The organism is Gulosibacter sp. (assembly GCF_052090685.1).
GTDB lineage: Bacteria > Actinomycetota > Actinomycetes > Actinomycetales > Microbacteriaceae > Gulosibacter.
In genome coordinates this window covers 1-20,331 of the sequence record NZ_JBQDBE010000035.1, presented here as the reverse complement: position 1 = coordinate 20,331, position 20,331 = coordinate 1, and the positions used below count along the sequence as shown (strand labels likewise).

Below are 20,331 nucleotides of genomic sequence, written 5' to 3'. Positions count from 1 at the left end.
CTAAAACCGCTCCGCGCGAAAGTCGCAGAAGAGCTCGTCGCGATTAGGGACTTCCCTCATCCTGCAGAAGACAGCATCTCTCTCAGCACGCAACTCCGTGACCTCCGCACTGCCATCAAAGAATCAGCCAAGTCCGGTGCTATCGCAGAGCCCCGAAGCGTCACTCTCCCGGGGACGAAGGCTGGCATCTCCAAACTGGGGAGGGACCTCTCGAAGCTCGCGCTCCGAGCCTTCAACGCGGAATGCGAGAGCATCATCCGCGGCGCAACCGTGGCGAACTACGAATCATCCTCATCGAAAATCGCGCGCTCTGCGGACACCATCAACAGACTGATCGAAACGCTCGGCTACCAGATCAAGTCGTCATATATCGAGCAGCGCATCCGCGAACTACATATCGCGTCGAAGCACCTCGACACTAAGAAGCTCGAACGCGAGCTAGAACGGGAACGTAAGGCGGAGCTGCGCGAGCAAGCAGCTGCCGAGCGGGAACTGCAAGCCGAGCGCGACCGCCTGGAAAAGGAGAAAGCGCACTACCTTAACGTCCTCAAGGTCGTCGAAGCAACCGGGGACGAAGAAGAAATCTCGAAGCTCAGGAACGAACTCGCGAACATCGAGCGCGGCATCAACGATGTCGAGGAACGCGCCGCGAACATCCGAGCAGGATACGTATACGTCATCTCCAACGTCGGCTCGTTCGGCGACCGAATGGTGAAGATTGGAATGACCCGACGGCTTGACCCACTCGATCGAGTTCGAGAGCTCTCCGACGCGTCCGTGCCATTTAACTTCGATGTGCATGCCATCTTCTTTAGCGATGACGCGGTATCCGTCGAGGCTTCGCTCCACAAGCGATTCGCGGATCGGCGTGCCAACCTCATCAATACCCGACGAGAATTCTTCCTCGTGCCTGCCAACGAAGTGCGAGATGCTTTGCAGGAAATCAACGGCAACATCATGGAGTTCACCGAGGAGCCCGATGCGGAGCAGTACCGCCAAACTCTCGCATTGCGCACCGCAGAACATCAACCCGTCACCGAGCTTATCTAGAGGCTCGCCGCGCCGAACAACTCTGGTGCGAAACTGCCTAATGAAAGAGGCCACCATGAAGAAGTTCATCATCCCCGCTGCGATTACCCTTCTCGCGCTCACCGGGTGCACGTCGGCCGAACCCGAGCCGACGCGCGAGGAAATCTGCGCAGCCGTACCCAGCTCTGACACTTTCATGAGCGATTATTTCGACGACAACGGGAAGGCCTCGAGCGAAGCGCTGCCTGGTCTTTACGATGCCCAAGAGCAGGCCGCAGCGATTGGCGACGAGCAGCTCAACGATGCGCTCAGGAATGTCATTGAGATCCTCGAGGTCGCGCCGAGCGGTCAGGATGGCTACGTGGAGGTGGGCGTCGAACTCCAGATGCTCGAGCAGGAATGTAAGTTCTCCTGATGGCTCGCCGGAGTAAGGGTGAGGGATCGATCGTCAAGTTTGCGGACGGTTAGGTGGCGCGCCCGCACGAGAGTGAGTGGCGAGGAAGTCATTCGTGACCGGACGAGTCGGGCGGCCGCGTGGCAAGCGCTGGATGAGCTTGTTCGGGCCTCGCGGGTGGGCGCAAAGCACACGACCTGGACGGTCACCGCGTGGCTCAATCACTGGGTCGACACGATTGCCGACCTCACTCCGGAGACGCGTCGTGGCTATGAATCATCGATCCGTGCGTACCTCAAACCACATGTGGGTCGGCACAAGCTCACCGAGCTACGGCCGGAGCATCTCGAACGGCTCTATGCGGCGATGCGTGACGGCACGTACCGGAAAGCGCGGAAGAAGCAAGACGACACGCTCGATAAGCCTCGACCGCTGTCAGCGTCGACGATCCATCAAGCGCATGCCATCATCTCGCGTGCGCTCAAGATCGCACATCAGCGTGGATTGACGATCGCGAACGTCACTCTCATGGTGGAGCCGCCGAAGGCGGGCAGGGCGAAGACGACGACCATGAGCGTCGCGGATGCTCGCCGTGTGCTCGAGCAGGCTGTCACCAGTGGGGAAGGTGCGAGGTGGGCACTCGCGCTCATGTGCGGAGTGCGGCCGGCCGAAGCGCTCGGCTCGCATGGAATTCCATCGACGGCGACAAGATCCACATCCGCCGGCAGCTGCAACAGGTGAAAGGCGTAGGGCTCACGCTGCGGGAAATGACGAAAACCGATGCTGGCTATCGCACAATCCCACTCCCTCAGCCTGTCGCTGAGATGCTCGAGCAGCATCGACGGCAGCAACTGGAGTGGATGGTGGAGGCTGGCGACCGATGGACGCACCGGGACGGTGCCGGCGGGCGGCACCGTCCCGGTGCTGCTGTGCTTCACCGACCGCCATGGTGTGCCGATCAAGCCGCGGCATGATTCCACGGTGTGGGCACGCCTGCTGGAGCGTGCAGGTGTGTCGCATTCGCGTCGGTACACGGCTCGGCATACGGCAGCGTCGTTGCTGATCGCGCAGTGCGTGGAAGTCCCGGTCGTAGCGGCTCAACTGGGTCATACGGATACGAGTTTCACGATGCGTACGTATGTGCATCCGCTGGAGGAAAAGAAGCGTGAAGCGGCCGATATAACGGGCCGGCTTTTTCATAGGGGTGGAGATAGGGGTGGGTTTCCGGTTTTTGGAAACAAAAAAGACCCCCGGTCACTGCCTCGAAGTGAGGCGTGACCTGGGGGTTTGCCGTGGTGGGCCCAGTGGGACTCGAACCCACGACCCACGGATTAAAAGTCCGTTGCTCTAACCAACTGAGCTATAGGCCCGCGCAATAGACTACCGCGATTTTTGCGAGTCCGTGTCACCTTCGGCGGGTGAATCCGGTTCGGTTTCGCTTTCGGCGTTCTCGAGGGAGTCGTTGTCCGCATCGTCGCGTGACTGGGCATCCGCGCGCCCATGGGCATCCACACGATCGTCCGCATCCTCGCGCGCCCGCGAATCCGCGTCCGCATCCTCACCATCATCAAAGAGCGCCCCAACGGTCGTCGGCTCCGCATCCTCGAGTTGCTTATTGCGAAGCTGGAATCGACTGCGCTTCGGCCACAGTCCGCGTTCGCCGCGACGCCACCAGTTCCACATGGCAACGGCGGTGAATGCCATGGCCATGGCTTCAATCAACACACCCCACGTGACCGGGAAAATGCCGAGGGTCGCATTGAGCCGTGCCCAGCCCACGACGAACAGCCAACTCAGCGTAAGAATTGCGAGCAGGGCCCACAGTGCCACGGTGGATGCGGGCAGGGCTCGTGGCTTCACTGCCCGGATCACGAGCAGTGCCGCTACCACGAGCAGCGGCACCGTGGTGAGCGCGCCGAACAGGATGTTTCCGATCACGCTGAACCCGGTCAGCGGTGCGTACCCGCCCATGCCGAAACCGACGATGAGCAGGTCGAAGCCGGTGAGTTCGGTGGTGTGCTGCAAAAGTTCGCCCGTCGTCTTCCACCACGGCAAAAACATTGCACCAACAATGATCACCGCGAGCACCACGGCGGTCACGCGCTTTTCGCGCGACTCGGGCAGCGCTCGTTGGTTCGGTGCCGAATTGAGAGTTCCGTTCGAATCGGCAGTAGGCTCGACGGGGTTCGCGGGGGATGAGCTGCGTAAGGCCATGGTCTCCAGCCTAATGAGATATTCCGGGATGCGCCGTCCGCGGAATTTACCGACAGGCACTCGCGAGATTCGCGCATCCCGGCCACACTGGTACATGGAGAACACACGCGGACTTGTGGGAGGAGGGATGATGGAGAAATTCGATCGACCGGTGCGAATGCCGATCCAAGCGTTTGACTCGTTTGTCGGGGGAGACGACCCCGCCAATGCATCCCGACTCGCTCGCAATACCGCACAGGCGCTGTTACACCGCGTGCGAGAAGCCGATGATCCAGCGGTGATCGACCGGACCGTTGGCTATGCGCGCACGAACGGCCTCGCCGATCTTGCCGAACTGTGGTCGAGCGCGAATCCCCATTCACTCGCCGGCTCGCTGTGGCGTCTCTACCTTGTGCACGAGGCGATCGCCCAAGACCCCGAAACCTCAAGCTATGTGTACCGTCAGGGTGCCGCGATCGACAATTCGATCAACCACATTGTTGCCGGTGCGATGGAGCCGACCGGCCCACTTGAGATTCGATCCCTGACCGAGCAGATCTTCCGCGGTGCGTTTAGCGGTGACTTTGAGGATGCGCTGGACCGCGCGGCAGCGTTCTGTGCCGTGATGTCTCTTGGATGCGCGAGCATCGCCACGGACTACGAGCATACGGATGCGGACCGTGCCGACCGGGCGACAAAGCGCTCAGCGCGCTACCTCGGCTTCGCGAAAGACCTTGCCGCATCCGCGCGGCTCTGGCGGCGGGGCCTGCTCGACTAGCGTTGCGTGTGCCTAGACTGCTCCGGCGGACGGACTGCCGGCGGGTAGGCGCTGCTGGCAGATGGGCCCCGAGGGTCAGGTTGCCCTGTAGGGTGCTGGCGACCGCAGACTGCAATATTGCTCGCCTCGTGGTGAGCACGCTTCAATTGGCAACGAGCGAAAGTACGCTTTCATTCCCGATTTCGCTCTCGGGCGAACGGGGTTGCGCTCTCTTGCTGAGTCAATAAACTATTCGAGTCAGGTCGCAGTAACCCCGGGCTCCAATATTTGCCGCTTCGAGCGGCCTTCCGCCGAGAGGCGTTCTGCGGCCTGGCATTTTACGTTTCCGGACGAAGCGGGCGACGCAGTTCCGAAGAAGTGCCACGAGATGGTGCGACACGGGACGACACGCCCGAGAAATGCCCATCCGTGGCACTTTTTCAGGAGGGCGGCCCCGGAAACGCAAACGGGGCGCGGCCAGAAAGCCACGCCCCGAACTCGGGATAATCCCGCAGTGAGTACTAGCCGAAGCGGCCGGTCACGTAGTCCTGGGTCTGCTCGTTCGCGGGGTTCTCGAAGATGTTGCGAGTGTCGTCGAACTCGATGAGCTTTCCTGGCTTGCCGGTACCGGCAATGTTGAAGAATCCGGTGCGGTCGGACACACGCGTTGCCTGCTGCATGTTGTGCGTCACGATCACGATCGTGTACTCCTGCTTGAGCTCGTGGATGAGGTCCTCGATCGCGAGCGTCGAGATCGGGTCGAGTGCCGAGCAGGGCTCGTCCATGAGGAGCACGTCGGGCTTCACCGCGATCGCGCGAGCGATGCACAGACGCTGCTGCTGACCACCCGAGAGGCCACCACCGGGAGCGTCAAGACGGTCCTTGACTTCTTCCCAAAGGTTGGCGCCGCGAAGCGAAGTCTCAACGAGCTCATTTGCTTCCGAACCGCTGATGCGCTTATTGTTCAGCTTGACGCCGGCGAGGACGTTCTCCTTGATGGACATCGTGGGGAACGGGTTCGCGCGCTGGAACACCATGCCCACCTGGCGGCGAACGTGCACGGGGTCAACGTTCTGACCGTACAGGTCGTCGCCGTCGAGGAGCACCTGGCCGTCAACCCATGCGCGGGGGATTACCTCGTGCATCCGGTTGAGGGTGCGGAGCACGGTGGACTTACCGCAACCCGAAGGCCCGATGAAAGCGGTGACCGCTTTCGGCTCGATGACCATGTTCACGCCTTCTACAGCTTTGAACTTGTCGTAGTAAATGTCGAGGTCTTTTAGCTCAATGCGCTTAGCCACTGAATTATCCTTTGCTGTTTGTTACCCCGGGGACCTAGCGGTCGCCCTTGGGGGAGAAGAAGTGAGAGACCAGTCGGCCGATGACGTTGAAGAGAACAACGATAAGCAGCAGCATGAGTGCGCCACCCCAGGCGAGAGTCTCGCCCTCATCGGTACCGAACTTCCACTGCTGGTACACGAACGTGGGAAGCGCCGACATGACACCTTCGAAGAGGTTCCAGTTCATGTTGATCGCCATACCTGCTGCGACCATGAGCGGTGCGGTTTCACCGATCACGCGAGCGATTGCAAGCAGCACACCGGTGACGAGACCGGCGAGGCAGGTCGGGAGCACGATCTTGGCGATCGTGATCCACTTGGGCACGCCGAGCGCGTAGGAGGCTTCGCGCAGGTCGTGTGGGACCAGTCGAATCATCTCTTCAGCTGAGCGAACAACAGTAGGGATCATCAGCACGAGCAGCGCAATTGAACCGGCAAAACCGGAGTTCACCTTGGTGATGTCGCCACCACCGAGTTGGGTCACCATCATGAACAGTGCGAAGGCGAATAGACCGGCAACGATCGAAGGGATACCCGTCATCACGTCGACGAAGAAGTTGAGTGCCTTGGAGAGCCAGTTCCCATTGCCGTATTCAACGAGGTAGATCGCGGTGAAGATACCGATCGGAACGGCGATGATGGTCGTTGCGAGCGTGATCATCACAGTGCCGTAAATCGCGTGCCAGGCACCGCGGCTACCGGGGGTTGCCGCGTCACTTGTGAAGAAGTTTGGTGAGGTGAGGCCCTCCCAACCGTTGACGACCAGCGTGAACAGCAGTGAAAGCAGCGGAATCATCGCGAGCACAAAGGCGGTGGTCACGACACCCGTGACCAGACGGTTCGTTGCTTGGCGTGGACCTTCGATGCCGCGAGAAATGAGCCAGATGCTGAGCAGGTAGATGACCGCACCGAGTGCGAGCCACGCACCCCAGTTGAAGTTGACCGTGAGCCTACCGGAGCGTTCAACAACGGTATAGAACGGTTCACCGCTAGCGAGCCAGAGCAGCAGGAACAGGATTCCTGAAACGACGAATGATCCGATGAGGATGGCGGCGCCCTGCCAGGGCTTGAGCTGTCCAGCAGTGAGGACGTTGTGAGGAGTCTTGGGAGACTTGCTCGTTGACGGAGTTTGAGTCGCAGTAGTCATATTCGTCTGCACCTACTTCTTGCTCTTCGCGATGATCCAACGGCCGATCGAGTTCACCGCGAGGGTGATTGCGAACAGCACGAGACCACCCGCAATGAGGGTGTTGGAGTTCATACCGGAGGCTTCGGGGTACTGGTTAGCAATCTGTCCAGCGATCGTCTGCGAGTTTTGCGACGTGAGCAGCTGGAAGGTCACCATGCCCGAAGCCGAGAGCACCATGGCAACGGCCATCGTCTCCCCGAGCGCGCGACCGAGTGCGAGGATGGCGGAGGCGAAGATACCGGAGCGAGCGTAAGGGAACACGGCCTGCTGGACCATTTCCCAGCGCGTGGCGCCGAGAGCGAGCGAGGCCTCTTCGTGGAGACGCGGGGTCTGGAGGAAGATCTCACGCGTGAGCGAGGTGATGATCGGCAGGATCATGATCGAGAGCACGATCACAGCGGTCATCATGTTTCGACCACTCGCAAGTGGGGTGCCCGAGAACAGCGGGAACCACTGCAGGTTCGTGCCGAGCCACGTGTACAGCGGTCCGGCAATCGGTGCAAACACGAGGATGCCCCAGAGACCGAAGACCACAGAAGGAACGGCGGCGAGCATGTCGATTACGAAACCGAACGCGCCCTGCAGCTTGCGGTTTGAGAAGTGGCTAATGAACAGCGCTACCGAGATGCCTACTGGGATGGCGAGCAGCATCGCGAGCAGCGAGGACCAAATGGTACCGAACACTAGCGGGCCGATGTAGCCCCAGAAGTTACCGTTCTCCGCGCGGAAGCTGTCGGTATTGAGCTCGTGGTTCACCGGGCTGAACATCGCGGGAGCGCCCTGGATGAGGAGGAACGTAAACACCGCAGCGAGGATCGCAAGGATAAGCGCGCCGGATGTTGTCGAGATTGTTTTGAATACGGTGTCACCGATGCGGCGAACGGTGCCCCTTGATTTAGGGGCCTCCTTGGTTTTCGTCGCAGAGTCAGTACTCGTCATCGGACAAGCCTTCCTGAAGAACGGATACGAATTTCATATGCATGAACGGGGGTTTCGACAGTTGGGTCCAGGAATCCAACATGCCCGGTGCCGGCGAGATTCGCTCGGCACCGGGCACGAAGTTGGTCACTTTTCAGTGATGAATCCAGCTGAAGCTGGATAGGTTACTACTGGATCGTGTCGATCGCAGCCTGAGCCTGGTCGCGGATCTCGTCCGAGATCGGTGCGTTGCCAGCCTCAGCAGCAGCTGCATCCTGAGCCTCAGGGGTCACGATGTGGCTGAAGTATGCCTTCACGAGTTCGCCCTTAGCGTCATCTGCGTAGTCCGAGCAGCCGATGAGGTAGGAGACGAGAACGATCGGGTAACCACCCTCAACGCCGGTGTAGTCGAGCTCGAACACGACGTCGGTCTCGCCACGACCCTCTTCGAGGGGCGAGCCAGCAACGACCTGTGCGGCAGCTTCAGGGGTGTACTCAACGAAGCTCTCACCCGAAGCGATTGCAGCGACCTGGAGGTCGGTTGCCTGCGAAGCGTCGAGGTAACCGATCGAGCCTTCACCAGCTTCGATAGCGGATGCAACACCAGCGGTCTGCTGTGCAGCTTCGCCACCGAGGTCAGCGGGGAACTCGTCCTCGGTACCGTGGGTCCACGCCTCAGGCGCAGCCGACTCGAGGTACGAAAGGAAGTTACCGGTGGTACCCGAAGCGTCACCGCGGTGAACTGCGTTGATCGGGGTGTCAGGAAGCTCGACGCCCTCGTTGATTGCAGCGATTGCGTCGTCGTTCCAAGTGGTGATTTCACCAGCGAAGATGCCCGAGAGTACCTCTGCGTCAAGGTTGAGGGTCTCAACCGAAGGCAGGTTGTACGCGATAGCGATCGGCGAGATGTATGCGGGGAACTCGACGAGGTCGGTGTCCGGTGCACATACGGGGAACTCGCTCGACTCGATCTCTTCGAGGTCGAATGCGCGGTCCGAACCGATGAAGTCCGAGGTGCCGGCTACGAAGTTGTCACGACCGGTACCCGAACCGGTAGCGGTGTAGTTGACGGTAACGTCGGTCTCGACGCTCGTGAAGCCGGGGATCCAGCCGTTGAGCTGGGCGAGTTCCTGCGAGGATGCACCGGTTGCGTTGAGCTCACCGGAGAGGCCCTGCGACTCGGCGCCCGAGCCGCCACCGTTTTCGGTTGCAGCGTTGTCAGTGTCGTTGGTCGATGCCGGGTCGGCGTCGCCACCGCCGGCGCAGCCAGCGAGAGCGAGGGCGGCAATTGCGGTCATGGCTACCGAGGTGCCTACACGCGAAAGCTTCATTGAGTTTCCTCCATAAGAAACGTTTCTGGGAATCAGATTGGATTCGCGAGTGAACCTATTGGCTTCGAGTGACGCGCGAGCAGTCATCAGGTAAACGGAGGGTTAACGGGAAGCAGAACTTCCGCGTTTTGTTGCGGGAGTCGGGCGAGTTAAATCTGCGGGCCGTGAGTTTCAACTGCAACTAATTTGGGGTCCTGGTCCCCAATTTGCACGTGGAAAACCGAGGCCTCCGCCGTCGAGAGCAATGCCCGTTTTGCCAGCGTGCCGGAAGTGACCGCGGTCATGCGCTCGATGGCATCGACGAGCTCCGGCATTACGGGTGAATGGCTGCAGACCACGAGGCCTTGCCCTTCAGTAAGTAACTCATCCAGCAGCGTGCGCAGTTCGCCGTCGAGCGGTGCCACGGATTGCGAGAGTATGCGTTCGCTGCTCGGCGCAAGGTGGCTGGCCGCAGCGAACGGCGCGACGGTCGCTCGGCAACGCACCGCGGTCGATGTCACGATTCGCGCTGGCGCGAAGGCTTCAAGGATGGGGACGAGCTGCGAAGATTGCGCTTGGCCGCGCGCAGTGAGCGGCCGGGAATCATCCTCACCGTCCCAGGTGTGTGTCGGCACTGCCTTGGCGTGCCGGAGTAAGACGATGGGGATGGTCCGGTGCGTGCCCCCGGCCGCGCGATCACGGAACTGCTCGATGAGTTCGCGATCACGAACATAGGTGAGCTCCCGCTGCGCATCCTCGAGCGTGAGCCATTCGAGGCGATCGACCTCGTCATTCGGGACAAACTCGTAGGACTCGTACTGTTCCCGGCTAACCTCGCAGGCCCAATAGTGAACTTCCTTGGGGCGCCCACTCGGCAGGGTGTATTCGACCACGTCCAGCGGCGCCCCGAGGGATACTCGAAGACCGGTCTCTTCGAGCACCTCTCGGGCAGCGGTCTCGGGAAGCGACTCGCCGGGGTCTACCTTGCCTTTGGGCAGCGAGTAGTCCCCGTGGTGTTCACGATGAATGACGAGCGTTTTGATTTCGCCGCCGTCTTCGTGCCAGAGCAGCGCTCCGGCCGCGTAGACGGTGGTATTCGATGGTTCGTTGGAGCTCACGCTGGAATTATCGCAGCGTGTTTCGGCGGGGTCGACTCGACGTGCGGCGCATGACCTCATTGTGGACGTCGATGAGCGGATTGCCCTCGCCGTCGAGGTGACGACGCTCCCATGAAGCGTCAGGGAGCATATGCCAGGTTGCCGCAGCGTCTGACATGCCGAGGTCGAAGAGCTCGGTGATCACGCGGATGTGGTCGGGATCGGTCAATCGCACGAGGGCCTCAATGCGGCGATCGAGGTTGCGGTGCATCATGTCGGCCGAACCGATGTACAGCTGCGTGTCGCCACCGTTGTGGAAGCTGAAAATGCGCGAGTGCTCAAGGTTGCGGCCTACCACTGAGCGAATCTGGATGGTTTCGCTCAGGCCGGGGACGCCCGGGCGGACACTGCAGATGCCGCGTACCCAAATGTCGATGGGCACACCGGCTTGGCTCGCCGAATAGAGGGCATCGGTGATTTCCTCATCCACCATGGAGTTCACCTTGATGCGCACCCGACTCGGTTCACCGCGCAGCGCCGCTTGCTTTTCGTTTTCAATGAGCTCGAGCAGGCCCTTGCGCAGATGCAGTGGCGCTACGAGCAGGCGTTTGAAGTCGCGCTCAATTGCGTAGCCCGAAAGCTGGTTAAACAGTCGCGTGATGTCACCCGACACTTCATCGTCCACGGTGAAGAGTCCGAGGTCTTCGTAGATGCGCGAGGTCTTCGGGTTGTAGTTTCCTGTGCCGATGTGGTTGTAGGTGCGCAGGCGGCCATCTTCGCGACGGATCACCTGCAGCAACTTGCAGTGGGTCTTCAGTCCCACCAGGCCATACACCACGTGCACGCCCGCCTTCTCAAGCTTGCGTGCCCAGACAATATTGTTCTGCTCGTCGAATCGCGCCTTGATTTCCACGAGAGCGAGGACCTGCTTGCCAGATTCAGCAGCCTTAATGAGCGCAGCAACAATCGGCGAGTCACCCGAGGTGCGGTACAGGGTCTGCTTGATTGCGAGCACGTCAGGGTCATCCGCAGCCTGTTCGATAAAGGCCTGCACGCTCGTCGAGAACGATTCATACGGGTGGTGCACGAGTACATCCCGTTCCGCAATGGTACGGAAGATGTCGGGCTGCTCATCCGAGTCCGAAGTGCGGAACTCCGGCACGGTCACCGGAATCTGTGGCGCGTACTTGAGGTCCGGGCGATTGATCTTCCCCAGGCCGAAGAGCGCGGTGAGATCGAGCGGTCCGGGAAGCACAGTCACTTCATCGTCGGTGATGTCGAGTTCGCTCTTGAGGATCTCGAGCGTCTCCTGGTCCATGTCATCGGATGCTTCGAGACGGATCGGCGGCCCAAAGCGGCGGCGTAGGAGTTCTTTTTCAAGCGCCTGCAGCAGGTTTTCCGTCTCATCTTCTTCGATGAGCATGTCTTCGTTGCGGGTCACCCGGAAAGCGTGGTGGTCGAGGACCTCCATGCCGGGGAAGAGAGAGTCAAGGTGCTGCGCAATGAGGTCTTCGAGCAGGATGTACCAGGTCTCGCCTTCCGGGGCCTCGACCTGGAAGAGTCGGGGGAGTACCGGCGGCACCTTGAGGCGGGCGAAGTCGGTCTTGCCCGACATCGGGTTCTTGACCCGCACGGACAGGTTGAGCGACAGGCCCGAGATATAGGGGAAGGGATGCGCGGGGTCCACGGCGAGCGGCATCAGTACCGGGAAGATCTGGGTCGCGAAAAGCTCAGTGAGTTTGTCATGCTGACCAGCGTCGAGTTCATCCCAACCGAGGATGTGGATACCCTCGTTCGCGAGCGCAGGGCGCACTTCTTCGCTGAACATTTTGGCGTGACGGATCTGCAGCTCGCGCGCCTTGGCACGAATCTGCTGCAGTAACTCTTTCGAGTCGACGCCTGCTGCGGTCGGCTTGTCGAGGCCGGTGTCGATGCGTCGCTTCAAACCAGCGACACGCACCATGAACCACTCGTCGAGATTCGAGGGGAAGATGGCGAGGAAATTGGTGCGCTCGAGCAGGGGCACGTCTCGCGCTTCGCCGAGTTCGAGCACTCGCTGGTTAAACGCAAGCCAGCTCAATTCACGGTCGATATAGCGGTCGAGGCCGAATTCGCTGACGGGTGTGATCGATGCGTGATCCATGGTTGGCATCCTTTCAATCACGCGTGAATGAAGCGTGACAGGAACTTATTTAGAGGAAGGAAGTGAACAGTAGAAGACAGGGAGCCACTCGCGGGGGTGATTAGCTCGCCAGGTTAGCGATTCGCGCGGTACTGCACGTCCACGGTTCGGTCGGTGAACCCGAGACGTCGGTAGAGCGCTACGGCACGTTCGTTCACGCCATCGACATAAAGCACAGCTGCCTGGCAGCCGCGGTCACGAAGACGACGAAGCCCAGCTCGCATAAGCGCGGTGCCGTAGCCGTGCCCGGCGGCCTTCTCGGCCACGCCAATCACGTAGATCTCGCCCTCTTCCGGGGTGATCTTGAGCCAGTTATATCCGAGCATTTCGCCCCGGTCGGACTCGAGGATGAGGAAGTCCTCCGCGTTGTACCAGTCTTGCGCGATTCGACTATCGAGGTCGGCGATTTGCAGGGAGCCCTGTTCTGGATGCGTCGCGAAAACCTGTGCGTTCAGCGCTATCCAGGCCGCGCCGTCACGGTCTCGGTCGAAACTCCGGATGCGTTCCCCGCCCTCGAGCGTGGGCTCGGCCACGTCCTCGACCAGCGGCAATTCGAGTTGATAGAGCGTGCGGACGTTCGCGAATCCCTGCGAAGCAGCGAGTTGCTGCGCCCCGGGAAGGTTTCCGTGGGCCCACACCTGCAGTGCGCCGTTTCCTGATTCCCGCGCGTAGTTGCGCAGGGTCTGCAGCAGTTGCGAACCGAGCCCGCGGGCGCGCAACTCCGGATGCACGGCCAGTTCCGCCTCGAGCGTTCCGTCCTCGAGACGCTTGCTCAGTGCCAGGGCCGCGAGCCCGCCGTCAATTTCGATGCTGTGTGCCTCACGCTCGTCCAGGTTGAGCACGGTGTCCTCATTAAACGCCGCGACACCGTCGGTGAGTGAAAGGGCCGCGGCGAACTCCGAAAACTCGCCACGCACACTCGCACCGCTTACTGCTTTAACCGCCATGGCTGCATCCTCTCGCTCTGCCGGCACCTGCGCCGAAACCTATTCTTCCCACACTACAAACCCGAGCATCCGGAATCGCTCCGGATGCACCATACTGAGAGAATGACTCGGGAACGCATTGAGATTGTCGGCATCTGGGTCGTGGCTGTGATCGCGGCCGTGGGCATTGGCGTGCTTGCGACACCGGATCGGCAACTGACCTGGGTGCCGATTGTGATGCTCCTGCTCGTATTCGCCACCGCGCTGGTGCAACTCGCGGGGGCCCAAGCCAAGGGGTTCATCCACCGAATGGCGTTGAGTCTCAGCGGCGCGGCAGTGATTCTTGCGATCGCATCGATCATTTTTCTCGCGATGGGTGCGAGCTCGGGTGTTGACGCATAGCGAACCCAAACCCGGGTAAGCTGGGGACATGGAAATGTTCTTCGAGATCCTGTTCATGGGCCTGCTCGGTGCCGCAATGGTCGGCATCCTCGGTACCGCGATTGTGGTACTGCGCCGTCTGTTCAAGGGCCAGAGCTAAGCCCCAGCGGCACATATGATCGAAATTCCGGTTGGTCTCCAGCCCGAACTCGTCCCCCTGTACTGGCTTATCGGTACGTGGGAGGGCACGGGCATGGTGGAGTACTCCGTTGACGGGGAGCTGCGTGAGCATCCCTTCCGTCAGCGGGTCACCTTCCGGCATGTCGATCTTCCCTACCTCGAGTACCGCTCGAATGTGTGGCTGCTTGATGAAGACTCCGACGAGTCCTCGCCGCTCACCGCCGAGACCGGTTTCTGGCGGCTCGCGCGCACCCACAATGACGGTGACGTCGGTCCGGGGTTCTTGCCGCCGACCGCCGAGCCCAGCCTGCGCAACGCTGAGGACGTGGAGACGCTTCGCAATGCGGAAGATGGCTTTGACCTCGAGGTGTCGATTGCGCATCCAACCGGAGTGGCGGAACAGTATTACGGCATGATTCGCGGCCCGCGGATCGACCTCGCGACGAACGGCGTGCTCCGTTCTGAAAATGCCAAGGATTATCAGGCCGCGACGCGGATGTACGGCCTCGTGAATAACCAGATGTTTTGGCTCTGGAACATTAAGGCGCTCGGGCAGGAGCTCGCGACCCACGCATCCGCCCAGCTGAGTCGTGTCGCTGAAGACGCGACTGCTGGCACGCAAGCCGACTCGACAACCACGAACCTGGATGAAAATTGACCACTGAATCTCCGTTTTTGCAGCTGCCCGGCGCGATCGCTGCCGCCGAGCCAGACACGGGGGTACCGGTGCACTACGGCGGGACCCCGTTCATCGAACAGCGCGAGCTCGCCCGGGGTGAAGCCATTGTCGATTGCTCACACCTGGGCATCATTGAAGTCGCGGGTGAAGACCGGCTGAGCTGGATTGACTCGCTGACCACCCAGGCGGTTGCGAACATGCAGCCCGGCGACAGCGCCGAAAACCTGCTGCTGACGCCGCAGGGCCGCATCGAGCATGCCTTCGGGATGCTGGACGACGGCAGCTCGGTGTGGCTTATCACCGAGCCCGACCACGCCGCCGGACTCGCAGAATTCCTGCACAAGATGCGCTTCCGGATGCGCGTGAAAGTCACCGATCGCTCGGCCGAGTTGTTCGCGATTGGAACGGTCACGCCGCGCGGCGCGGCGGATCTCGGTGGCGTGGCGGAATCCGAAGAAGGCGAAGTCGCGAACCGCGATTCGACGGAAAATGTGTTCGGCGCCGTTTCACCCAACGGCCTGGCACTCGTTTGGCACGACCCGTGGGCTGAAGGCGTTGCTGGAGCGGTGAGCTACGCCGCCGTCGACCCGGCAATGCATCCTGGTCGTGATTTTGCACTGTCACTGCACATTGTGGATGCTCCCGGTCGCGAAGCGCTTGCGGCTCGCGTTCGCGCGGGGGAGCTCAAGGCTGCCGGCTCAATGGCGTTGGAGGCGCTGCGGATCGCCGCGTGGCGTCCGCGACAGGCATTCGAATTTGACGATCGTGTTATCCCGCACGAGCTCGATTTGCTGCGTTCCGCAGTGCACCTCAACAAGGGTTGCTATCGCGGCCAAGAGACGGTCGCGAAGGTCCACAATCTTGGGCATCCACCGCGTCGGCTGGTGCGACTCGATCTCGAAGGGACCGACGGACGCCTGCCCGCACCAGGTTCACTCGTATTTCTCGCGAGCGCTCCCGAAGGCCGTCCAGTTGGTCGTCTGACGAGCGCGGCGATGCACTATGAGGATGGACCGATTGGGTTGGCATTGCTGAAGCGGACCGTAGATGCGACGGCCGAACTCGTCGTGGAACTTGCCGAGACGGCTGCTCCGGTTGCGGATGCGGAGCCGAGCGAGCAAGAACAAGTGGGTGCGGCGCAAGCTGAAACCGAGGCTGCGCCGGCCGAAAAGTTGGCCGCGGTCCAGACGGTGATCGTGAGCCCGGAATCGGGACGCACCGTAAACATCCCGCGCAATCTGCGTCGCTAACGAGACAGGTCAGGCGTCATGGCAAGACCATGACATTTGACCGAGGTGAGCGCCGAGGCATTCCGGCACGCTAGAGGCATGAATGCTCCGGCAGTAGAAATCAACGCACTCACCAAGACTTTCAACGCGGCCTCTGGGAACCCCGTCCGCGCAGTCGCCGGCGTCGACCTCCGTATCGACCGTGGCGAGATCGTCGCGCTGCTCGGCTCCAACGGCGCCGGTAAAACCACGATGCTCGACATGGTGCTCGGTCTGACCGAACCCACCAGCGGCACCCTCAAGGTGTTCGGCGGCACGGCCGGCAACGCAGTTGGCAGCGGTCGAATCGCCGCGGTGTTGCAAACCGGCGGATTGCTCGGCGACCTCACGGTGGGCGAGACCGTGCGGATGATTTCGAACCTCTATCCGCATTCACTCACCCCGAAAGAGGCCATGACGCGGGCCGGGATCAGCAAGCTCGCGAACCGTCGCGTCTCAAAATGCTCCGGCGGCGAACAGCAGCGCTTACGTTTTGCCCTGGCGCTCCTGCCGGAACCTGAACTGCTCATCCTGGACGAGCCCACTGCCGGTATGGACGTCAACGCGAGGCGCGCCTTCTGGGACACGATGCGCCAGGAGGCGCACGACGGCCGCACAATCATCTTTGCGACGCACTACCTGCAGGAAGCAGACGATTTCGCCCAGCGCATCGTGATGATGAATCGCGGCAAGGTCATCGCAGACGGTTCCGTTGCGGAAACGCGCGAACTCACCGGACACAAGATCGTTCAGGTCTCCTGGCCACAAGTCACCGAGGCCGACCTCGAGCGCATCCCCACAGCCAGCGACATTGCGAGAAGCGGTGACCGAATCAAATTCTCTACCGGGGACGCCGACGAAGCGGCGCGCTACCTCCTTAACCACACCGCAGCATCCGGACTGGAAATAACCACCGCCGGACTCGACAGCGTCTTCACCAATCTGACCAGCGAAGACGATCGCGATGCCGAAACGGCAACGAAGACCTCTGAAGGAGCACGCTCATGACATCCACCTCCATGCCAAACACTTCGACGGAGAACGCCGCAACCGCACCGGCTCACGGCCCGAACAAACGTGCCGCAGGGATAGGTCGAACCCTCAACCTGGCCTACACCGGGTTTGAGCTTCGCCGAAACCTGCGGATGTACACCAACCTGCTCTTCATGGTCGGCCTCCCGGTCGCCATGTACGTGATTTTTGGGGCGATGCAGGAGTACTCGACCTCTGAGCTTGGCAGCGGCCGAGGCAACGTGTCGGCGCAGATCATGGTCTCGATGGCGACATACGGGGCGGTCACCGCAACCTCCGGACTCGCCGGGGCAGCCGCCGTCGAACTGCAACAGGGCTGGGGACGTCAACTCGCGCTCACCCCGTTTACACGACTCGGATACATCACCAGCAAAACCATCGTCGCGCTCGCGCTTGCAATCCTGCCGATTCTCGCGGTGTATATCGTGGGCGGTCTGATGGATGCTGAAATGGATGCCTGGATCTGGCCCGCTACCGGCGCGTTGATCCTCGTGGGCGGCATTGTGTTTGCGCTCTACGGATTGGCGTTCGGACTGATGTTCCGCAGTGAAAGTGCCGTCAGCGCCGCGAGTGGACTCGTGGTGATCCTGATGTTCCTTGGCAACGCGTTCGTGCCGCTGAGCGGTGTCCTCCTCGAAATCGCGCCGTTCACACCCGTCTGGGGTGTTATGCAACTCGCGCTTTGGCCGCTCTCGGAAGGCGTCGGAATTGATCCGGAAGCGACCAACGGCATGATCGAATACGCGCTGTGGCAGCCGATCACCAACATTGCGGTGTGGACGATCGTCTTCGGACTGATTGCGCTCCTGAGCGCGCGTCGAGGCACCTCGCGCCGCTAAGTTGGTGACCATGGTCGAGGCAGCACTCTCCGAGGCGGAGCGGCGTGAGGAGCGGAAAGCTCGCTTGCGCCAGCTTCGGTTTTCGAGCATATGGGTGGTGTTTCTCCTCATCCCGGCCTTCCTCGTGTACGTGTACTCCGAAGCCGGCCCCGCGTGGGATTGGACAGCGTACGGCGCGATCGTGCTGTTCGGCATCCTCTACATCGCGAGTTTTGCGATAGTGCCACGTGCAGGTCTGCTCAACGAGGTGGATGTGTGGCCGCACCACGGTCGTTTTGTCACCCTGCTGCTGGTGCTCCTCGCACTTGCCGGGCTCATGGTGCCCTCGCTCCAGGGATCCATCATCGCGATCTTGCCGTTTTTCGCCGGCTACGGACTGTTCCTCTGGCCGCTTCGTGCGGGAATCTGGTGGACAGGCGGGTGCGTGCTCCTCATGCTTGCCATTTTGTGGATATTCAATGTGGGGTTCGACTTTGGCCTCATTGTCGGACCACTGCTTTCAGTGGGTTTCGTACTTATCATCCGCGTCATCCTCGAGTGGAGCGCGGTGGAAGAGCGCACGAATCTCGAACTCGCCGCCGTACGAGAGCGTGAAGCGCTCTCGCGCGACGTCCACGACATCCTCGGGCACACGCTCACCGTGGTCTCACTCAAGACACAATTAGCGCGGCGGACACTGCGCGATGACCCGGCACAGGCGGAAACGGAACTCGACGAGGTGCTGGCACACACCCAGTCTGCCCTCGACGAGGTTCGGGCCACCGTGGGGCGGCTGCGCACGCCGGACTTAGCCGCGCAACTGGTCTCCGCAAAGACTGCCCTGGACACGAAAGACATCCGGCTCATCTGTCACGGCAGCGCGAACGACGTGCATATCGACCATCGCGCGGTGTTCGCGTGGGCGGTTCGTGAGGCGGTGACGAATGTGGTTCGTCATTCGGAAGCGGGCGAATGCCAGATCGTGTTCGAACGCAATCGGCTGCTAGTGATCGATGACGGCATCGGCATCGGCATCGAACGAGCGGAAGGCAATGGGCTCAGCGGTTTGCGCAGGAGAATCGAAGATGCTGGTGGCACTCTTTCGGTCGGCCCGGCGCAGGAGAACCAACAGAACCCAGCCCTTCCCGGCACGAAACTCGAGGTGAGATTTCCTTGACCAGCACCATCCGCATCCTGATCGCCGACGACCAGCACCTCGTGCGGGGCGCGCTCGCGGCCTTGCTGTCACTCGAACCCGATCTGGAAGTCGTTGCGCAAGCGGGTCGTGGTGACGAGGTTGCGCCGCTGGTCGCGGAGCACGATGTTGATGTGGCGATGCTCGATATTGAGATGCCCGGGATGAACGGAATCGACGTGGCAGCGGCGCTCAAGGACGCTGGCGCTCGAAGTCGGGTGCTGATCGTCACGACCTTTGGCCGGCCCGGATATTTACGGCGTGCGATGGCAGCGGGAGCCGCCGGTTTCGTGGTGAAGGACACTCCGGCGCCGGAACTTGCCGAAGCCGTGCGCCGAGTCGCGCGCGGAGAACGCGTGATCGACCCGGAGCTGGCGCTGGAGACCCTTGATTTTGGCGAGAGCCCGCTGACTGAGCGGGAAGCGGAGGTGTTGCTCGCCGCCGAAGACGGCAGATCGGTGCGGGAAATCGCACAACGCCTGTTCTTGTCTACCGGGACTGTCCGCAATCACCTTTCATCGGTCATCGGCAAGACCGGGGCCGCGAACCGGGCTGAGGCGGTACACATTGCGCGCGATCGAGGATGGTTGCTCGAATAGCAGATTCCGTTACTTCGACCGGGTTAAGCTGGTGCCATGAACGCACCGCTGACGCTCATCCTGGTCCGCCACGGCCAGAGTGAATGGAATGAAAAGAACCTGTTTACTGGCTGGGTCGATGTGAACCTCACCGAGAAGGGCCGCGCAGAAGCGGTCCGCGCGGGAGAGCTCATCAACGAAGCTGGTCTGACCCCCGACATCCTGTACACCTCGCGACTTGTTCGAGCGATTGACACCGCAAATATCGCGCTGAAAACCGCTGGTCTGAGCTGGATTGACGTGAAGCGTGACTGGCGCCTCAACGAGCGTCACTATGGCGCACTCCAGGGGAAAAATAAGGCTGCTATCCGCGATGAATTTGGCGAAGAGCAGTTCATGACCTGGCGTCGTTCCTATGACACGCCGCCGCCCCCGCTCGATGACGACAACGAGTGGTCGCAGGCGAAGGATGCTCGCTACGCCGGTCTCGGCGAGGACCTGCCACGCACCGAGTGCCTCAAGGACGTACTCGAGCGACTGCTGCCATATTGGGAATCCGACATCGCCGCAGACCTCCGTGCTGGGAAGACCGTGATGGTTGCCGCTCACGGCAACTCATTGCGCGCGCTGGTGAAGCACCTCGATGATATTGCCGACGCTGAGATCTCGGCACTCAACATCCCCACCGGAATCCCACTCGTGTACAAACTCGACCCGGCCACGCTCAAGCCGGTGGAACCCGCCGCGTATCTCGACCCGGAGGCTGCTGCAGCTGGGGCAGCCGCGGTCGCGAACCAGGGCGCGCAGAAGTAGCACCGATTCGCACTCACAATAAGGAAGCGGCCCAACCGAATCGGTTGGGCCG

21 protein-coding genes and 1 tRNA gene are annotated in these 20,331 nt (G+C 61.2%); 13 read left to right on the top strand and 9 right to left on the bottom strand.

What is annotated here, in order from left to right; all coding sequences use genetic code 11:
- From ACTHXA_RS15010 to ACTHXA_RS14995, 4 genes are all read left to right on the top strand, one after another.
- Nucleotides 1-1,050 (top strand): DUF4041 domain-containing protein (locus tag ACTHXA_RS15010; RefSeq protein ID WP_441673687.1); only part of this gene is annotated, 1,050 nt, incomplete at its 5' end.
- 55 nt (nucleotides 1,051-1,105) lie between these two features.
- Complete coding sequence (locus ACTHXA_RS15005) at nucleotides 1,106-1,444, top strand: hypothetical protein (protein WP_441673686.1); 339 nt, start codon at nucleotides 1,106-1,108, stop codon at nucleotides 1,442-1,444.
- Between the two features lie 72 nt (nucleotides 1,445-1,516).
- Nucleotides 1,517-2,164: a hypothetical protein gene (locus ACTHXA_RS15000; protein WP_441673685.1), complete on the top strand. Its 648-nt coding sequence runs from the start codon at nucleotides 1,517-1,519 to the stop codon at nucleotides 2,162-2,164.
- Nucleotides 2,165-2,203: 39 nt separating this feature from the next.
- Complete coding sequence (locus ACTHXA_RS14995; protein ID WP_441673684.1) at nucleotides 2,204-2,701, top strand: tyrosine-type recombinase/integrase; 498 nt, start codon at nucleotides 2,204-2,206, stop codon at nucleotides 2,699-2,701.
- Nucleotides 2,702-2,716: 15 nt separating this feature from the next.
- Here ACTHXA_RS14995 and ACTHXA_RS14990 read toward each other — a convergent pair.
- Both ACTHXA_RS14990 and ACTHXA_RS14985 read right to left on the bottom strand, forming a co-directional pair.
- Nucleotides 2,717-2,793: transfer RNA gene (locus tag ACTHXA_RS14990), tRNA-Lys, on the bottom strand.
- Between the two features lie 10 nt (nucleotides 2,794-2,803).
- Nucleotides 2,804-3,637 (bottom strand): hypothetical protein, encoded by an 834-nt coding sequence (locus ACTHXA_RS14985; RefSeq protein WP_441673683.1) that lies wholly within the window; start codon nucleotides 3,635-3,637, stop codon nucleotides 2,804-2,806.
- A gap of 130 nt (nucleotides 3,638-3,767) precedes the next feature.
- Between ACTHXA_RS14985 and ACTHXA_RS14980 the strand changes: the two genes are divergently transcribed.
- Nucleotides 3,768-4,394: a DNA-directed RNA polymerase subunit beta gene (locus ACTHXA_RS14980; RefSeq protein WP_441673682.1), complete on the top strand. Its 627-nt coding sequence runs from the start codon at nucleotides 3,768-3,770 to the stop codon at nucleotides 4,392-4,394.
- Nucleotides 4,395-4,894: 500 nt separating this feature from the next.
- Here ACTHXA_RS14980 and pstB read toward each other — a convergent pair whose 3' ends face one another.
- The 7 genes from pstB to mshD all read right to left on the bottom strand — a co-directional run bounded on the left by pstB (nucleotide 4,895) and on the right by mshD (nucleotide 13,356).
- Nucleotides 4,895-5,674, bottom strand: coding sequence for a phosphate ABC transporter ATP-binding protein PstB (pstB, locus tag ACTHXA_RS14975; RefSeq protein WP_441673681.1), 780 nt, complete (start codon nucleotides 5,672-5,674; stop codon nucleotides 4,895-4,897).
- Nucleotides 5,675-5,708: 34 nt separating this feature from the next.
- Nucleotides 5,709-6,860, bottom strand: a complete 1,152-nt coding sequence (gene pstA, locus ACTHXA_RS14970; RefSeq protein WP_441673680.1) for a phosphate ABC transporter permease PstA — start codon at nucleotides 6,858-6,860, stop codon at nucleotides 5,709-5,711.
- Between the two features lie 12 nt (nucleotides 6,861-6,872).
- On the bottom strand, nucleotides 6,873-7,841 hold the full coding sequence (gene pstC / locus ACTHXA_RS14965) for a phosphate ABC transporter permease subunit PstC (protein WP_441673679.1): 969 nt from the start codon (nucleotides 7,839-7,841) through the stop codon (nucleotides 6,873-6,875).
- 167 nt (nucleotides 7,842-8,008) lie between these two features.
- Complete coding sequence (locus ACTHXA_RS14960; RefSeq protein ID WP_441673678.1) at nucleotides 8,009-9,151, bottom strand: phosphate ABC transporter substrate-binding protein PstS; 1,143 nt, start codon at nucleotides 9,149-9,151, stop codon at nucleotides 8,009-8,011.
- 149 nt (nucleotides 9,152-9,300) lie between these two features.
- The gene (locus ACTHXA_RS14955; protein ID WP_441673676.1) at nucleotides 9,301-10,248 is read right to left on the bottom strand and encodes an NUDIX hydrolase; all 948 of its coding nucleotides are present in this window, start codon (nucleotides 10,246-10,248) and stop codon (nucleotides 9,301-9,303) included.
- Between the two features lie 7 nt (nucleotides 10,249-10,255).
- The gene (locus ACTHXA_RS14950) at nucleotides 10,256-12,370 is read right to left on the bottom strand and encodes an RNA degradosome polyphosphate kinase (RefSeq protein ID WP_441673675.1); all 2,115 of its coding nucleotides are present in this window, start codon (nucleotides 12,368-12,370) and stop codon (nucleotides 10,256-10,258) included.
- A gap of 113 nt (nucleotides 12,371-12,483) precedes the next feature.
- Nucleotides 12,484-13,356 (bottom strand): mycothiol synthase, encoded by an 873-nt coding sequence (gene mshD, locus ACTHXA_RS14945; RefSeq protein ID WP_441673674.1) that lies wholly within the window; start codon nucleotides 13,354-13,356, stop codon nucleotides 12,484-12,486.
- Between the two features lie 102 nt (nucleotides 13,357-13,458).
- Between mshD and ACTHXA_RS14940 the strand changes: the two genes are divergently transcribed.
- From ACTHXA_RS14940 to ACTHXA_RS14905, 8 genes are all read left to right on the top strand, one after another.
- Nucleotides 13,459-13,737: a hypothetical protein gene (locus tag ACTHXA_RS14940; protein WP_441673673.1), complete on the top strand. Its 279-nt coding sequence runs from the start codon at nucleotides 13,459-13,461 to the stop codon at nucleotides 13,735-13,737.
- Between the two features lie 154 nt (nucleotides 13,738-13,891).
- Nucleotides 13,892-14,554 (top strand): FABP family protein, encoded by a 663-nt coding sequence (locus tag ACTHXA_RS14935; RefSeq protein WP_441673672.1) that lies wholly within the window; start codon nucleotides 13,892-13,894, stop codon nucleotides 14,552-14,554.
- Nucleotides 14,551-15,825 carry a CAF17-like 4Fe-4S cluster assembly/insertion protein YgfZ gene (gene ygfZ / locus ACTHXA_RS14930; RefSeq protein ID WP_441673671.1) on the top strand — a complete coding sequence of 425 codons (1,275 nt, stop codon included), beginning with the start codon at nucleotides 14,551-14,553 and terminating at the stop codon, nucleotides 15,823-15,825. Before ACTHXA_RS14935 ends, ygfZ begins: the two co-directional genes overlap by 4 nt.
- A 78-nt stretch (nucleotides 15,826-15,903) precedes the next feature.
- Nucleotides 15,904-16,851, top strand: a complete 948-nt coding sequence (locus ACTHXA_RS14925) for an ABC transporter ATP-binding protein (RefSeq protein ID WP_441673670.1) — start codon at nucleotides 15,904-15,906, stop codon at nucleotides 16,849-16,851.
- The gene (locus tag ACTHXA_RS14920) at nucleotides 16,848-17,714 is read left to right on the top strand and encodes an ABC transporter permease (RefSeq protein ID WP_441673669.1); all 867 of its coding nucleotides are present in this window, start codon (nucleotides 16,848-16,850) and stop codon (nucleotides 17,712-17,714) included. The genes ACTHXA_RS14925 and ACTHXA_RS14920 overlap by 4 nt, the downstream gene beginning before the upstream one ends.
- Nucleotides 17,715-17,724: 10 nt before the next feature.
- Nucleotides 17,725-18,870, top strand: coding sequence for a sensor histidine kinase (locus ACTHXA_RS14915; RefSeq protein ID WP_441673668.1), 1,146 nt, complete (start codon nucleotides 17,725-17,727; stop codon nucleotides 18,868-18,870).
- On the top strand, nucleotides 18,867-19,487 hold the full coding sequence (locus ACTHXA_RS14910) for a response regulator (RefSeq protein ID WP_441673667.1): 621 nt from the start codon (nucleotides 18,867-18,869) through the stop codon (nucleotides 19,485-19,487). Before ACTHXA_RS14915 ends, ACTHXA_RS14910 begins: the two co-directional genes overlap by 4 nt.
- A 36-nt stretch (nucleotides 19,488-19,523) precedes the next feature.
- Nucleotides 19,524-20,279, top strand: coding sequence for a phosphoglyceromutase (locus ACTHXA_RS14905; RefSeq protein WP_441673666.1), 756 nt, complete (start codon nucleotides 19,524-19,526; stop codon nucleotides 20,277-20,279).
- Nucleotides 20,280-20,331 lie beyond the last annotated feature (52 nt).

What these genes read in the sequence shown, in the direction of transcription:
- ACTHXA_RS15005 (WP_441673686.1), top strand. Translation starts at nt 1,106, where the DNA reads ATGAAGAAGTTCATCATCCCCGCTGCGATTACCCTTCTCGCGCTCACC.
- ACTHXA_RS14995 (WP_441673684.1), top strand. Translation starts at nt 2,204, where the DNA reads ATGCTGGCTATCGCACAATCCCACTCCCTCAGCCTGTCGCTGAGATGC.
- ACTHXA_RS14985 (WP_441673683.1), bottom strand. Translation starts at nt 3,637, where the DNA reads ATGGCCTTACGCAGCTCATCCCCCGCGAACCCCGTCGAGCCTACTGCC.
- ACTHXA_RS14980 (WP_441673682.1), top strand. Translation starts at nt 3,768, where the DNA reads ATGGAGAAATTCGATCGACCGGTGCGAATGCCGATCCAAGCGTTTGAC.
- pstA (WP_441673680.1), bottom strand. Translation starts at nt 6,860, where the DNA reads ATGACTACTGCGACTCAAACTCCGTCAACGAGCAAGTCTCCCAAGACT.
- pstC (WP_441673679.1), bottom strand. Translation starts at nt 7,841, where the DNA reads ATGACGAGTACTGACTCTGCGACGAAAACCAAGGAGGCCCCTAAATCA.
- ACTHXA_RS14960 (WP_441673678.1), bottom strand. Translation starts at nt 9,151, where the DNA reads ATGAAGCTTTCGCGTGTAGGCACCTCGGTAGCCATGACCGCAATTGCC.
- ACTHXA_RS14950 (WP_441673675.1), bottom strand. Translation starts at nt 12,370, where the DNA reads ATGGATCACGCATCGATCACACCCGTCAGCGAATTCGGCCTCGACCGC.
- mshD (WP_441673674.1), bottom strand. Translation starts at nt 13,356, where the DNA reads ATGGCGGTTAAAGCAGTAAGCGGTGCGAGTGTGCGTGGCGAGTTTTCG.
- ACTHXA_RS14940 (WP_441673673.1), top strand. Translation starts at nt 13,459, where the DNA reads ATGACTCGGGAACGCATTGAGATTGTCGGCATCTGGGTCGTGGCTGTG.
- ACTHXA_RS14935 (WP_441673672.1), top strand. Translation starts at nt 13,892, where the DNA reads ATGATCGAAATTCCGGTTGGTCTCCAGCCCGAACTCGTCCCCCTGTAC.
- ACTHXA_RS14925 (WP_441673670.1), top strand. Translation starts at nt 15,904, where the DNA reads ATGAATGCTCCGGCAGTAGAAATCAACGCACTCACCAAGACTTTCAAC.
- ACTHXA_RS14920 (WP_441673669.1), top strand. Translation starts at nt 16,848, where the DNA reads ATGACATCCACCTCCATGCCAAACACTTCGACGGAGAACGCCGCAACC.
- ACTHXA_RS14915 (WP_441673668.1), top strand. Translation starts at nt 17,725, where the DNA reads ATGGTCGAGGCAGCACTCTCCGAGGCGGAGCGGCGTGAGGAGCGGAAA.
- ACTHXA_RS14905 (WP_441673666.1), top strand. Translation starts at nt 19,524, where the DNA reads ATGAACGCACCGCTGACGCTCATCCTGGTCCGCCACGGCCAGAGTGAA.